General features: G+C 65.0%; 9 protein-coding genes and 5 tRNA genes. 3 read left to right on the forward strand and 11 right to left on the reverse strand.

Annotated elements, in window-relative coordinates:
* Positions 1 to 6: 6 nt before the first annotated feature.
* A complete protein-coding gene (gene gloB, locus AC5P7R_RS02520; protein WP_021204521.1) occupies positions 7 to 771 on the forward strand; it encodes a hydroxyacylglutathione hydrolase in 765 nt (254 codons plus the stop codon).
* Positions 768 to 1,967, forward strand: coding sequence for a lytic transglycosylase domain-containing protein (locus tag AC5P7R_RS02525; protein ID WP_021204522.1), 1,200 nt, complete (start codon positions 768 to 770; stop codon positions 1,965 to 1,967). Before gloB ends, AC5P7R_RS02525 begins: the two co-directional genes overlap by 4 nt.
* Before the next feature lie 207 nt (positions 1,968 to 2,174).
* Here AC5P7R_RS02525 and AC5P7R_RS02530 read toward each other — a convergent pair whose 3' ends face one another.
* The 11 genes from AC5P7R_RS02530 to tig all read right to left on the reverse strand — a co-directional run bounded on the left by AC5P7R_RS02530 (position 2,175) and on the right by tig (position 11,469).
* Positions 2,175 to 4,130 carry a peptidyl-prolyl cis-trans isomerase gene (locus AC5P7R_RS02530; RefSeq protein WP_197574830.1) on the reverse strand — a complete coding sequence of 652 codons (1,956 nt, stop codon included), beginning with the start codon at positions 4,128 to 4,130 and terminating at the stop codon, positions 2,175 to 2,177.
* 147 nt (positions 4,131 to 4,277) lie between these two features.
* Positions 4,278 to 4,354 (reverse strand) — tRNA-Asp (locus tag AC5P7R_RS02535).
* Between the two features lie 105 nt (positions 4,355 to 4,459).
* Positions 4,460 to 4,536 (reverse strand) — tRNA-Asp (locus AC5P7R_RS02540).
* An 87-nt stretch (positions 4,537 to 4,623) separates the two neighbouring features.
* Positions 4,624 to 4,700, reverse strand: a tRNA-Asp gene (locus AC5P7R_RS02545).
* Positions 4,701 to 4,783: 83 nt separating this feature from the next.
* A tRNA-Asp gene (locus AC5P7R_RS02550) sits at positions 4,784 to 4,860 on the reverse strand.
* 25 nt (positions 4,861 to 4,885) lie between these two features.
* Positions 4,886 to 4,960 (reverse strand) — tRNA-Val (locus tag AC5P7R_RS02555).
* 11 nt (positions 4,961 to 4,971) lie between these two features.
* Positions 4,972 to 5,244 (reverse strand): HU family DNA-binding protein, encoded by a 273-nt coding sequence (locus tag AC5P7R_RS02560; RefSeq protein ID WP_005408270.1) that lies wholly within the window; start codon positions 5,242 to 5,244, stop codon positions 4,972 to 4,974.
* Between the two features lie 217 nt (positions 5,245 to 5,461).
* Positions 5,462 to 7,912, reverse strand: a complete 2,451-nt coding sequence (gene lon / locus AC5P7R_RS02565) for an endopeptidase La (protein ID WP_021202276.1) — start codon at positions 7,910 to 7,912, stop codon at positions 5,462 to 5,464.
* Positions 7,913 to 8,055: 143 nt separating this feature from the next.
* Positions 8,056 to 9,345 (reverse strand): ATP-dependent Clp protease ATP-binding subunit ClpX, encoded by a 1,290-nt coding sequence (gene clpX / locus AC5P7R_RS02570; protein ID WP_004154600.1) that lies wholly within the window; start codon positions 9,343 to 9,345, stop codon positions 8,056 to 8,058.
* A 126-nt stretch (positions 9,346 to 9,471) separates the two neighbouring features.
* Complete coding sequence (gene clpP, locus AC5P7R_RS02575; protein WP_019659528.1) at positions 9,472 to 10,098, reverse strand: ATP-dependent Clp endopeptidase proteolytic subunit ClpP; 627 nt, start codon at positions 10,096 to 10,098, stop codon at positions 9,472 to 9,474.
* A gap of 75 nt (positions 10,099 to 10,173) precedes the next feature.
* Positions 10,174 to 11,469, reverse strand: coding sequence for a trigger factor (gene tig, locus AC5P7R_RS02580; RefSeq protein ID WP_227854106.1), 1,296 nt, complete (start codon positions 11,467 to 11,469; stop codon positions 10,174 to 10,176).
* Between the two features lie 561 nt (positions 11,470 to 12,030).
* Between tig and AC5P7R_RS02585 the strand changes: the two genes are divergently transcribed.
* On the forward strand, positions 12,031 to 14,466 hold the full coding sequence (locus tag AC5P7R_RS02585; protein WP_004154598.1) for a DNA-directed RNA polymerase: 2,436 nt from the start codon (positions 12,031 to 12,033) through the stop codon (positions 14,464 to 14,466).
* Positions 14,467 to 14,506 lie beyond the last annotated feature (40 nt).

Genomic DNA, 14,506 nt, shown 5'->3' on the forward strand with positions numbered 1-14,506 from the left:
AATTCTATGCGACTGACTGCCCTGCCCGCATTTGCGGACAACTACATCTGGACGTTGATCGACGACGATGGCGCCGCCGTGGTCATCGATCCCGGCGATGCCGCGCCGGTGCTTGCGGTGGCCGATCAGGGCCTGCGCGTGGACACGATCCTGCTCACCCATCATCACGATGACCACATCGGTGGCGTGCCCGCGCTGCAGGCGCGTTTTCCCGGCGTCCGGGTGATCGCGCCGGTCGAGGAGCGCATTCCCACTGCGACCCACCGCGTCGGTGAAGGTGAACGCGTTCAGGCACTGGGCCGGACGTTCCACGTACTATCCGTGCCCGGGCATACCCGCAGCCACATCGCGTTTCACACTGCTGAACATCTTTTCAGCGGAGATTCGTTGTTCAGCCTGGGCTGTGGACGCCTGTTCGAAGGTACGCCGTCCCAGCTGCTGGCGTCGATGCGCAAGCTGGGTGCCCTGCCCGCGCAACTGCTGCTTTGTTGCGCTCATGAGTACACCGTGTCAAATGCCGTCTTCGCGCGGCATGTCGACCCCGCCAACGCTGCCCTGTGGCAGCGCCAAGAGGAGGCTTTGGCCATGCGCCGCGATGACCGTTCCACCCTGCCGGTAACCCTGGCCAGCGAATTCGACTGCAATCCCTTCCTGCGTGTGCACGCGGCGCCGATCCGTGCGTCGGTGGCGGCGCACCTGGGCCGTGACGTCGTGGACGACGTCGACGTGATGGCCGGTCTCCGGCACTGGAAAGACGGCTTCCGCGCATGATGCGCCGAAGTCTGCCGCTGGCCCTGGGCCTTGCGCTGGGGCTGGCAGGAACCGCAGGCGCACAGTCGCTGGGCGCAGGCATCAGCCAGAACCTGACCGCTGCCGCTGCGCTGCCGCTGGATCCATCGGCGCTGCCGGCCGCTTCGGTACGCAACGGCCAGGAGATCTTCACAAGCTTCCGCGACGGCCTGGCCGAGCCCAGCTGCGATGCCGAGGCCACCAGCCCGCGCTGGCAGAAGCAGTTCGCCCATGCTCCCTCACGCCTGGCCAACCAGGATGACGATGCGCTGGTGCTGTTCGGCTACGTGGTCGAAGAGCTGCGCAAGGCCAACCTGCCCACCGAATTCGCACTGATTCCGTTCGTGGAAAGTGGCTATCGGCCCAATGCACGCAATGGCAGCGGTCCGACGGGCCTGTGGCAGTTCATCGCCACCACCGCGCGCAACCATCGGGTGCCCATGTCCAACGGCTACGACGGCCGCCTGTCGGCGGTCGATTCCACCCAGGCCGCGGTACGTTACCTGAAGACCCTGCACGGCATGTTCGGCGGCGACTGGCGCCTGGCCACCATGGCCTACAACGCCGGCGAGTACCGGGTCCTGCAGTCCATGCGCAAGGCCGGCATGAACGCGCAGAACGCCAAGCCATCGGCGCTGCCCGGCCTGTCACCGGTCACCCATGCCTATGTCGAGAAGCTGCATGCCCTGGCCTGCGTGCTGGAGGACGTGGAAGACCAGCCCGGCGTGATGGCCTCGCTGGACCGCACCGTGCCGGTGCTGAAGGACCACACCCTGCCGGCCGGCACCAGCATCCAGCAGTGGGCCGCACAACGCGCCCTGGACCCTGCCAGGATCGCCCGCCTCAACCCGGCCCTGGCCGCCGGCAACCGTGCCTCGGGAACCACCCGGGTGCTGGCCCCGGTCTCGGCCGCCAATGCGACGTTGACGGAAACCGCGACCACGCTGGTGGCCAGCACCGCACCGGCTGCCACGACCACACCGACGCCGCAGGCGGCCAAGACCGTCGCCACGATTGCCGATCGCCCGCGCAGCCGCCGCCACACCGTGCGCGATGGCGAGTCGGCATGGACCATCGCCCGTCGCTATGGCATGCCGGTGAAGGCGCTGCTGTCACTGAACGGCCTGAGTGGCAGCAGCGTGCTGAAGCCGGGCGCGGTGCTGCGCGTCGAGGACTGACGCGCCAGCCAGGCCCTCCTGTAGAGCCGAGCCCATGCTCGGCTTTTTCATGCCTGCGCGCAGCAGATGCAGTCGAGCACGGCTCGACTCTACAAAAGGCGGTCGAGCAAGCTCGACCACTACCAAAGCGCAACCGCGACACCAACGACGCGAAGACAAAAAAGGCCCGGCAATGCCGGGCCTTCTTCGATCTGCTCGCCGCGAGGCTTACAGGTTCGCTTCGGTGGTCTGGATCATGAACTTCTTGCGCATCGCATCCACGTAGGCCTTGGCTGCGGCCATGCCATCGATCTGGCTCAGCTGCTCCTTGAGCTGCTTCTGCTGCTCGGCGGTCACTTCCTTGATGTCGCCCGGGTTGACCTTGTTCACTGCAAACAGCAGCGCGTGACCGTTGACGTCGACCTTGCCGTAGCTCGGCTTGCCTTCGGCCGGCACAGGCGCGCTGAAGATGGCGCGGTTGATTTCCGGGGTCGGCACCGGCTGGCTGCGCGGCAGGCCCGGCATCGGGCTCAGCTGCAGCTTCTCGCTTGCGGCCAGCGACTGCAGGGTGGCGCCCGCCTTCAGCTTGGCCAGCACAGCGTCGGCGGCCTTGTCGCTGGCCTGGCGCTGGCGGTCAGCGCGGATCGCGGCGATCACCTGCTCGCGGGCCTTGTCCAGCGGCAGGGCCTGTTCCGGGGTATGGGCGGCCACACGGATGACCACACTGTGGTTGGTCGCGCCGCCCAGCGCAATCGGGTCGCTGGCAGTGCCGTCCTGCACCAGCACTTCAGAGAAGGCGGCACGCAGCACGGCCGGGTCAGCGGCGATGCCACTGGCGGTTGCGCGGGTGATCGGCCCCAGGGTCTGCAGCGGCAGGTTGACTTCCTTGGCCGCAGCGGCCAGATCGCTCGGGCTCTTGTTGATGGCATCCACCAGACGACCGGCCAGCTCGTTGAAGCCGCGTTCGCCGTCGGCCTTCAGCTGCTCGGCGGCCAGCGTGTCACGTACTTCCTCGAACGACTTGCCTTCGCCGCCACGCACCGCGGCGACCTTGATGATGTGGTAGCCGAAGTCGGTCTTGACCGGGCCGATCACGTCACCGGCCTTGGCAGCGAACAGTGCGTCTTCGAACGGCTTGACCATCGCACCGCGCTCGACCCAGCCCAGGTCACCGCCCTGGTCCTTGGAGCCCGGATCTTCCGAATTGGCCTTGGCCAGCGCAGCGAAGTCGGCACCGGCCGCCTTGGCTTCGGCAGCGAGCTTGTTCGCCTTGGCTTCGGCGCCGTCACCGGTGATCAGGATGTGCGAGGCCTGGCGCTGCTCCGGCGAGGTGAACTTCGCCTTTTCTTCTTCATAGCGCTTGCGCAGGGTCGCTTCATCGGCCGGAGTCGGTGCCGGCAGGTTCGCACCGTTGATCTCGACGTATTCCAGCGAGACGCTCTCGGCCTGGCGGAAATCCTTGCCGTGGCTGTCGTACCACTGCTTGATCTGCGCGTCAGTCACCGGCGCGGTGTCAGCCGGTACTTCCGGCAACGCGGCCAGTTCGACGTCGCGGGTTTCACCCAGCAGCTTCAGCAGGCGCTCGGTTTCGGCCTGGGTGACAAAGCCCGAATTCTGCAGGCCCGACGGGATCACCGACTGCTGCAGGCTCTCGCGCACCAGTTCCTGGAACTGGGTCGGGGTACGCGGCGGATTGCCACCGGCCAGGGCCAGGCGATAGTTGTTTTCGTTGAACTTGCCGTTCGAATCGAGGAAGGCCGGGATGGTGGCGATGTACTCGCGCACCGCACCATCGCCAATGACAACGCCGGCTTGTTCACCGACCAGGCGCACGACCTGCTCATCGATCAGCTGGTCGAGCACGGCCAGCTTGTTTTCGGTGCTCTCGAAAGCGCGCGGGTCGAAGTTCTCGCCCTGCTGCTGGCGCTCACGCATGCGCTCCTGCTCGAAACGGGTGCGGAAATCCTGCGCGCTGATCTCATGGTGCTGCCACAGCATGCGCACCGGCCACCACGACGGTGCCGAACGCCACCAGGTCGGCGGGGCGGAAACCTTGGCCACGTTCTGAGCGCCAACGCCACCGAGGTAACTGTTGTCGATCACGAACAGGAACGGAATCATCAGCAGCCCCAGGATCACGGTGACGATCCAGCCTGAGGTCTTGTCGCGGAGTTTCTGCAGCATGGTGAGGAATCACAAGGCCTGATTGGCGAGCCCGGCAGTGTAACCCGCTTCGCCGCAGGGACCAAAAGCAGCGGCGGCGCGGCCTGCGCATCACTTTGCGACGGCCTAAAGAAAAAGCCCCCGGCTTGCGCCGAGGGCTTTTAGGGTTGGCGGAGCGGACGGGACTCGAACCCGCGACCTCCGGCGTGACAGGCCAGCATTCTAACCAGCTGAACTACCGCTCCGCGCTGAAACTTTGCAGGCGCCCAGTATATCCGAAGACTCCCTGGAAACCCAGCCCGATGAACACTTTTTTCAAAGTTTTTTCACAGGGATTTAAGACTCTGCAATGGCGGAGCGGACGGGACTCGAACCCGCGACCTCCGGCGTGACAGGCCAGCATTCTAACCAGCTGAACTACCGCTCCGTTCTTGCAAGAACCTATTCGCCTTCTTCCCGAACTTTCCGGGGAGAAGACAAGGCCCCCAGCTTTAGGCCGGGGGCCTTGATGTAGTGGCGGAGCGGACGGGACTCGAACCCGCGACCTCCGGCGTGACAGGCCAGCATTCTAACCAGCTGAACTACCGCTCCGCATTGTTGCTTTTTTGTTTTCCCATCGGCCTGGACCTGGGAGAAAACAAAGCCTCCAGCTTTTGGCCGGAGGCCTCGTTGAATGGCGGAGCGGACGGGACTCGAACCCGCGACCTCCGGCGTGACAGGCCAGCATTCTAACCAGCTGAACTACCGCTCCACACTCAAACGTTACCGCGGTGCTGTGGTGGGTGCTGAGGGTTTCGAACCCCCGACCCTCTCCGTGTAAAGGAGACGCTCTACCGCTGAGCTAAGCACCCCAGCGAGCCGCTTAGTTTACAGCATCCTTCAGAGCCTTGCCAGCCTTGAACGACGGATTCTTCGAAGCAGCGATCTTGATGGTGTCGCCGGTCTTCGGGTTGCGGCCGGTGCGGGCAGCACGGTCGCGGACCTGGAAGGTACCGAAGCCAACCAGGGTGACCGCATCGCCGTCCTTCAGCGCCTTGGTGATGGCAGCAACGACGGCATCGACAGCGCGGCTGGACTCGGCCTTGGTCAGGTCCGCAGCTTCAGCAACGGCATCGATCAATTCGGTCTTGTTCATTCTCTACAACTCCTTTGGCGGTGGGTTCCGCTTATTCGACAGGGAAGCAACCGCACGCCTTCTGCATGCGGCCGCCATGTGGAAACGGTTCGCCGATTCAGTCATCGCTGACAGCGATCACTCATTCGCGAGTGCTGCTTTTATACCAGTGGCCCTACCCCCACGCAAGCTGGAAAGCCAGCAACGACGCGGGTTTCGGGCCATTGGACGGTGCGCGTCAATGCTTGACGCGCGCACTTCCACTCGGTTTGGCCTTGCTGCGCACCGTGACACGCTGCGCACTCTTGCGTGCCTTCTTCGGTGCCAACGGGCGCTCCAACGCCAGGTCCAGCACTTCCTCGATGTACTTCACCGGCACGATCTGCAGATCGCGGGTAACGTTTGCCGGAATGTCTGCAAGGTCCTTGCGGTTCTCTTCCGGAATGATGACCGTGCGGATGCCGCCCCGCAATGCGGCCAGCAGCTTTTCCTTCAAGCCGCCGATGGCGGTGACACGGCCACGCAGGGTGATCTCACCGGTCATCGCCACGTCGGCACGCACCGGCACCTTGGTCAGCATCGATACCAGCGAGGTGACCATCGCCGCGCCGGCACTCGGGCCGTCCTTCGGCGTAGCGCCATCGGGCACGTGCAGGTGCACGTCGTGCTTCTGCAGGAAGTCGCTGTCGATGCCGAAGCCCACGGCGCGCGAACGCACCACCGACAGCGCGGCCGACGCCGATTCCTTCATTACGTTGCCGAGCTGGCCGGTCAGGATCAGCTGGCCCTTGCCCGGCACCAGCGTCGATTCGATCTGCAGCAGGTCGCCGCCGACCTCGGTCCAGGCCAGGCCGGTGACCAGGCCGATCTCGTTCTCTTCCTCGGCACGGCCGAAGTCGAAGCGACGCACGCCCAGGTACTTGTCCAGGTTCTTGCTGGACACATTGACCAGCGCCTTGGGCTTCTTCGCGCCCTTCTTCGCCTTCACCGGCTGCGGGCCGGCCAGCGCGATCTCCTTCACCACCTTGCGGCAGATCTTGGCGATCTCGCGTTCCAGGTTGCGCACGCCCGATTCGCGCGTGTAGTAGCGCACGATGTCCTGGATGGCGTCACTGCCGATCTCCAGTTCTTCCGGCTGCAGGCCGTTGGCCTTGACCTGCTTGGGCACCAGGTAACGGGTGGCGATGTTGAGCTTCTCGTCCTCGGTGTAGCCGGGGATGCGGATCACTTCCATGCGATCCAGCAGCGGGCCGGGAATGTTGAGCGAGTTCGAGGTGGCCACGAACATCACTTCGGACAGGTCCAGGTCCACTTCCAGGTAGTGGTCGTTGAACGCGTTGTTCTGCTCCGGGTCGAGCACCTCCAGCAGCGCCGACGACGGATCGCCACGGAAGTCCATCGACATCTTGTCGATCTCGTCCAGCACGAACAGCGGATTCTTGCTGCCAACCTTGTTGAGGTTCTGCACGATGCGGCCCGGCATCGAACCGACGTAGGTACGGCGGTGGCCACGGATCTCGGCCTCGTCACGCACGCCGCCCAGCGACATGCGCACGAACTTGCGGTTGGTGGCCTTGGCGATGGACTGGCCCAGCGAGGTCTTGCCCACGCCCGGCGGCCCGACCAGGCACAGGATGGGGCCCTTCATCTGCTTCACGCGCGACTGCACCGCCAGGTATTCAAGGATGCGCTCCTTGACCTTCTCCAGGCCGTAGTGATCGGCATCGAGGGTGTCCTGCGCCACCTTCAGGTCCTTGCGCACCTTGCTGCGCTTCTTCCACGGCACGCCCAGCAGCCACTCCAGGTAGTTGCGCACGACGGCGGCTTCAGCCGACATCGGCGACATCTGCTTGAGCTTGTTCAGTTCATTGCGCGCCTTGGCTTCAACCGCCTTCGGCATGCCGGCCTCGGCAATCTTGCGGGCCAGTTCTTCCAGCTCGCCCGGCGCGTCGTCCAGGTCACCCAGTTCCTTCTGAATGGCCTTCATCTGTTCGTTGAGGTAGTACTCGCGCTGGCTCTTCTCCATCTGCGACTTCACGCGGCCGCGGATGCGCTTCTCCATCTGCTGCACGTCGATCTCGCCGTCGACCAGGCCGACCAGCATCTCCAGGCGGTCACCGACGGCCAGCGTTTCCAGCAGGCGCTGCTTGTCGGCCAGGCGCACGCTGATGTGCGCAGCGATGGTGTCGGCCAGGCGCGCCGGCTCATCGATGCCCGACAGCGTCTGCAGCAGCTCCGGCGGCAGCTTGCGGTTGGTCTTCACGTACTGCTCGAACAGCGACATCAGCGAGCGGGCGATGGCCTCGACCTCGCGCGCTTCGCGCTCGTCAGTGGCCTCGATCTCCACCGCCTGGCCGTGCAGCGAGCCGTTGCGCTCGTCGACGTGGGTGACCTGCACGCGCGACAGGCCTTCGACCAGCACCTTGATGGTGCCGTCGGGCAGCTTCAGCAGTTGCAGCACCTGCGCCAGCGTGCCGACCTGGTAGAGGTCGGCCGCATGCGGGTCGTCGGTTTCGGCCGACTTCTGCGCCAGCAGCAGGATGCGCTTGTCCGCCTCCATTGCCTGTTCGAGCGCGTGCATGGACTTGTCACGGCCGACGAACAGCGGGATGACCATGTGCGGGAACACCACTACGTCGCGCAGCGGCAGGACCGGCAGGTCGAGGGTTTCACTTGGGGAACGGGCCATGGGGGCTCCAGGGAAGGGGGAAAACCGCCTCCGGGAGGGCATCTTCCGGAGACAAAAAAAGCCGATGGCCCCGTTATGGGGCCATCGGCTTTCAGATGCAAGGCATTCCTTTAAAATCCTTTCCAATCAACAACCTGGAAGGATCACTCGGCGCCTGCGGCCTTCTGTTCAGGGGCCGCCGGGGTCTGGTAGATCAGGTACGGCTCGGACTTGTGCTCGATCACCGATTCGTCCACGACCACCTTGCTGACGTTCTCCTGCGACGGCAGGTCATACATGGTGTCCAGCAGGACCGATTCGACGATCGTGCGCAGGCCGCGGGCGCCGGTCTTGCGCTTGAGCGCCTTCCTGGCGATGGCCGACAGTGCGTCCGGACGGAACTCCAGCTCCACGTTCTCCATCTCGAACAGCTTCTTGAACTGCTTGGTGATGGCGTTCTTCGGCTCGGTCAGGATCTTGATCAGGGCCGGCTCGTCCAGCTCCTCGAGGGTCGCGACCACCGGCAGGCGGCCGACGAACTCGGGAATCAGGCCGAACTTGATCAGGTCTTCCGGCTCGACTTCGGCCAGCACCTTGCCCACTTCCTGCTTGCGCTCGCTGCTCTTCACCTTGGCGCCGAAGCCAATGCTGCCGACGTCGGTGGAACGCGCCTGGATCACCTTGTCCAGCCCGGCGAACGCGCCGCCGCAGATGAACAGGATGTTCTTGGTGTCCACCTGCAGGAATTCCTGCTGCGGATGCTTGCGGCCGCCCTGCGGCGGGACGCTGGCCACGGTGCCTTCGATCAGCTTCAGCAGGGCCTGCTGCACGCCTTCGCCGGATACATCGCGGGTGATCGACGGGTTCTCGCTCTTGCGCGAGATCTTGTCGATTTCATCGATGTAGACGATGCCCTGCTGCGCCTTCTCGACATCGTAGTCGCACTTCTGCAGCAGCTTCTGGATGATGTTCTCCACATCCTCGCCCACGTAACCGGCTTCGGTCAGCGTGGTGGCGTCGGCCATGGTGAACGGCACGTTGAGCAGGCGGGCCAGGGTTTCGGCCAGCAGCGTCTTGCCCGAACCGGTCGGGCCGACCAGCAGGATGTTCGACTTCGCCAGTTCGACGTCGTCGTTCTTCTGCCGGCTCTCGATGCGCTTGTAGTGGTTGTAGACGGCCACGGCCAGGGTGCGCTTGGCGCGGTTCTGGCCGATCACGTACTGGTCGAGGACCTCGAGGATCTCGCGCGGCTTGGGCAGCGAACTGCGTGCCGACTGCGCCTTCTCCTCAAGCTCCTCACGGATGATGTCGTTGCACAGCTCCACGCACTCATCGCAGATGAATACGCTCGGACCCGCAATCAGCTTGCGCACTTCATGCTGGCTCTTGCCGCAGAAAGAGCAGTAGAGGATCTTGCCGGTGTCCGTGGAACGACCTTGGCGGTCTTCGCTCATGCTTCGCTTACCCAGTTACCCCACCCGCTGAACGGGGGTTCGATTCGAGAATAGCACAGGGCCGAGGGGACACCAGTCCCGCCCGACCCTGCAGGAACGGGGCCTCCATGGCCCCGTGAAGGCCGGTCAACCGGCCTGGATCGACTCATCCGGACGACGCTCCAGGACCTGGTCGACCAGACCGTAGGCCTGCGCCTCGAAGGCGCTCTTGAAGTTGTCGCGCTCGGTGTCGCGGGCGATCGTCTCCAGCGACTGGCCGGTGTGCTTGGCCAGGATCTCGTTCAGGCGCGAACGCAGGGTCAGGATCTCTCGCGCATGGATGTCGATGTCGGTGGCCTGCCCCTGGTAGCCACCCAGCGGCTGGTGGATCATCACGCGCGAGTTCGGCAGCGCGTAGCGCTTGCCCGCTTCGCCCGCGGCCAGCAGCAGGGCGCCCATGGAGGCGGCCTGGCCGATGCAGGTGGTGCTCACATTCGGCTTGATGTACTGCATGGTGTCGTAGATCGCCATGCCGGCGGTGACCACGCCACCCGGGGAGTTGATGTAGATGTTGATGTCCTTTTCCGGGTTTTCCGATTCCAGGAACAGCAACTGCGCCACCACCACGTTGGCCATGTGATCGTCGATCGGGCCCACGAGGAAGATCAGACGCTCCTTCAACAGGCGCGAATAGATGTCGTAGGCACGCTCGCCGCGGCTGGTCTGCTCGACCACCATCGGAACCAGGTTCAGGGCTTTGGTTCGGTTGTCCATTACGTGAGGTACCTATCTTGGGGGGGCAACAACCCCGCGCCGGCAAAGGCGCGGGGCATCCGGTGATCCGCCGGCTTACTGGCGGATCGCGTCCTGGAACGAGAGCTTCTCTTCGGTGTGCTGGGCACGCTCGGCGATCCAGTCGATCACCTGCTCTTCCATCACACGGTTCTGCAGGCCAGACATCAGCTGGGGGTCGTTGCGGTACATCTCAATGACCTGCTCCGGCTCTTCGTAGGTCGAAGCGATCAGACGCATCGTTTCGTTCAGGCGCTTGGCTTCCAGGCGCAGGTCGTTGATGCGGGCCACTTCACCGACCAGCAGGCCGACCAGCACGCGCTTGGCGGCAGCGTCCTTGAAGCCTTCGTGGGCATCGGCCGGGATCTCGCCGACGTTCTGGCCGTTGCGGCGCAGCTGCTCGACCTGCTGGGCCAGCATGGCGCGGGCTTCGTTCTCGACCAGGCGCGGCGGCATTTCGACCGACGAGTAGGCCGCGATCAGCTGCTCGCCGACTTCACGGCGCAGGCGGTTCATCAGCGCGCCCTTCAGCTCACGCTCCAGGTTGGCGCGGATGTCGCTGCGGAACTGCGCGACGTCGCCACCCTTCACGCCGAAGCTCTTGATGAAGGCTTCGTCGACCGCCGGCACGACCGGCTCGGACACTTCGGCAACCTTGACGGTGACCTGCACGGTCTTGCCGGCCAGCACCGGCACGCGCCAATCAGCCGGGAACTCGACGTCCAGGGTCTTCTCTTCGCCCTTGGCCAGGCCGACCAGGCCCTTTTCGATGGTGTCGAACATCATGCCCTGGCCGAGAACGATCGAGCCCTTCTCGGCGCCCTCGGCCGGCAGGCGCTCTTCGCCGGCCTGCGACCAGGTTTCCACCGCGACCAGGTCGCCTTCCTGTGCACCACGGCTGACCGGGGCCCAGGTACGACGCTGGTTCTGCAGGTTCTCGATCATCTGGTCGATGTCGGCTTCGGTGATCTCGGCGGTGTGACGCACGACGGTCAGCTTGCTGACGTCGATGTCGCCGAAGTCCGGCACCACTTCCACGGTGGCCACGAAGGAGAATTCACCCTCGTCGCCCTTGTCGATGCGCGGGCTGCCGACGACGCGCAGGTCGTGCTCGCGCACGGCCGCGTCGAAGGTTTCGCGCAGCAGGCCGTCCAGCGCCTCGCCACGGACCTGCGCGCCGAAGCGCTGCTCGATCACCTTGGCCGGCACCTTGCCCGGACGGAACCCCTTGATGCGGGTGGTACGGGCGATTTCGCCCAAGCGGCCGGCGATGTGGCTCTGCAGACGCTCTTCCGGCAGCGAGAAGCTCAGGCGGCGTTCCAGGTTGCCGGTGGATTCGATCGAAGCTTGCATGTTGACTCCTGCCACCGGTGGCCCACGCCCCCGGCTCGATGATTGGGATGAAACGGTTGTAAGGACGCGACGTCTGGGACGCGCCTGCTTGCCGCAGCCCTTTAGTTTCGCCCAATTCGGCCTGCACTGCCAGCGCGTGCCGGTCAAGGGGCGCAGATGGCCCGATCAGGGCGGGGACAGGCCGGCACTGGTGCGAAAGGGGGGACTCGAACCCCCACGCCTTGCGGCACTGGAACCTAAATCCCGAAGCCCCTGCCGCTTAGTCCTGACCACTCAACTACTTACAGCTTTCCAGTCTATCAGGTGACGCTTCGGGTGACATATAGGTGACGCCGGGTGCCACGACAGGTGACACCAGGTGACGCCGAATAAAGTGGTCATCTTCGGCGGACCTCCTCCTAGGACAACCATTCAGAACTACTCATTGCTGTTCACCACCGAGGACTACTACAGTTCCACATAGGTCCACCCAGGACCAACAACCGAACCACTCAGGACCGTACCGGGCAGCCCCCGGTGCGGTCCTCCCGTTTTGACTTTTGCATCCCCCGAGGGCAAACGATGACGACTTGGCAAGAGAACGACCTGCACGCCGCCCAGCTCGAACTGGAGAAGGAAAGCACCAGCCTGGGCATTGCCCGCTACGAGAAGATCAGGGAGCAGCGCCAGGAGGCCGAGACCGGCCCCGGCCGCAAGCTGGTCATGGAGAGCATCGACGCCACCGCCGCCGCGATCATGGCGTTCGTGGCCGAAGCCGACACCGGCAAGCCGGGCAAGCGCCACGCCGCCCTCAAGTTCATCCGCCACCTGAACCCCCACGCCCTCGCCTATCTGACCAGCTTCACCTGCGTCAACGCGCTGGTCGCCGATCACCGCAAGGCGGTGTCCGTGGCGATCACCCTGGGCCACGAGGTCGCCAACGAGATCAACTTCTCCCTGCTCCGCGAGAAGCACCCCGGCCTGTACCGGGTGGTCCAGGAGCAGCTCAAAAAGTCCACCTCGGCCCGGCACTCCACCGCCGTCATGCGGCACGTCATCGCCGACGCCGAGTTCGCCCCCGAGGACGACAAGCGCCTCTACCTGTCCGACAAGGACGCGCTGCTGGTGGGCATGAAGCTCATCGAGCTGTTCGTCGAGGCGACCGGGCTGGTCGAGCTGGTCACCGTGGCCGAGCGAGGCAAGCGCCACCTGCTCATCGCCGGGAATCAGAAGGTGCTCGACTGGCTGACCAAGGCCCACGACAGCGCCGCCCTGTACCAGCCGGTGCTGCTGCCGATGGTCGTCCCGCCCCGTCCGTGGACCACGCCCCGCGACGGCGGCTACCTGACCGACATCGGCGGCCGGGCTGACCTCGTGCGTACCCGCAACCGCGCCTACAAGCGCGAGCTGGCGCTGGTCGATATGCCCAACGTCTACCAGGCCCTCAATGCCATCCAGGCAACCGCCTGGAAGGTGAACGTGCCCGTCCTGGAGGTCATGCGCGAGCTGTGGAACGCAGGCGGCGGTGTCGCCGGGCTGCCGGAGCGCGAGCTGATGGACCTGCCGAGCCGCCCTGCCCTGCTGGAGACCGACCCGGACTACTTCAAGGAGCACCACGCCGACGAGTTCAAGGAATGGAAGCGCGACCGCGCCAAGGTCTACGAGGCCAACGCGCGCAGCGTGTCCACCCGCCTGGCCGCCGCGCAGAAGATCGCCCTGGCGGAGAAGTTCGCCGAGTACCCCGCGATCTACTTCCCGCACAACCTCGACTTCCGCGGCCGGTGCTACCCCCTGCCCCCGACGCTGACCCCGCAGGGCGACGATGCGGCCAAGGGCCTGCTGACGTTCGCCCAAGGCGTGCCGCTCGGCGAGGACGGTGCCTACTGGCTCGCCATCCACGTCGCCAACTGCTTCGGCGTGGACAAGGTGTCGTTCGAGGAGCGCGTGGCCTGGGTGCGCGAGCACGAGGAGCAGATTCTCGACAGCGCCCTCGATCCGCTGGACGGACAACGCTTCTGGATGGATGCCGACAGCCCGTTCTGCGCGCTGGCCGCGTGCTTCGAGTGGCTCGGCTACAGCCTCAACGGCCGCGATCACGTCTCCCATCTGCCCATCGCGCTCGACGGCTCCTGCAACGGCCTCCAGAACTTCTCGGCCATGCTCCGCGACTCCGTGGGCGGCGCAGCCACCAACCTGATCCCGCAACCGAAGCCCGCCGACATCTATTCGCGCGTGAAGGACGTGGCCCAGGAGAAGCTGCGCGCCCGCGCCGAGGGCGGTGACCCGCTGGCGATCAAGCTGGACGGCCAGCTCACCCGCGACATCGTGAAGCAGCCGGTGATGACGCTGCCCTACGGCGTCACGAAGTCAGGCATGCGCGCCCAGGTGCTCTCCAAGTTCAAGAAGCTGGGCATGGAGGACGATTGGGAGACCGCCGAGTATCTGGCGACCCTGCTGTGGGAGTGCATCGGCGAGGTCGTGATCGCAGCCCGCGCGGCGATGGATTGGCTGCGCGACGCCTCTAAGGTCGCCTCGTCGGCCGACCTGCCGGTGAGCTGGACGACCCCGGCTGGCTTCCCGGTCCTCCAGGAGTACCGCGAGGAGGAAGGCGTCCGCATCCGGCCGCACGTCGGAGGCCGCGAGGTGAATTTAGTGGTCAACATCGGCGGTACTAAGCTCGACCGTCGCAGGCAGACCCTCGGGATCAGCCCGAACTTCGTCCACTCCTGCGACGCCAGCCACATGATGCTGACCACCTGCCTCGCGGCAGAGAACGGCATCGAGTCGTTCGCAATGATCCACGACTCCTACGGTACGCACGCGGGCAAGGCAGCAATCCTCGCCGCCGCACTCCGACAGGCGTTCGTCGATCAGTACAGCGGCGACGTACTGGCCGACTTCCGACAGCAACTCGTCGAGCAGCTCCCGCCAGAAGCGGCAGAGAAACTCCCACCCCTCCCGCCGCATGGCGACCTGGACCTCAGCCTGGTGCTGGAGTCGCGCTATTTCTTTGCCTAGTCCATCCCCCTTTGGCAATTGATACCCCAAACGAGAACAT

The organism is Stenotrophomonas sp. YJH_SMC_27, assembly GCF_059369815.1.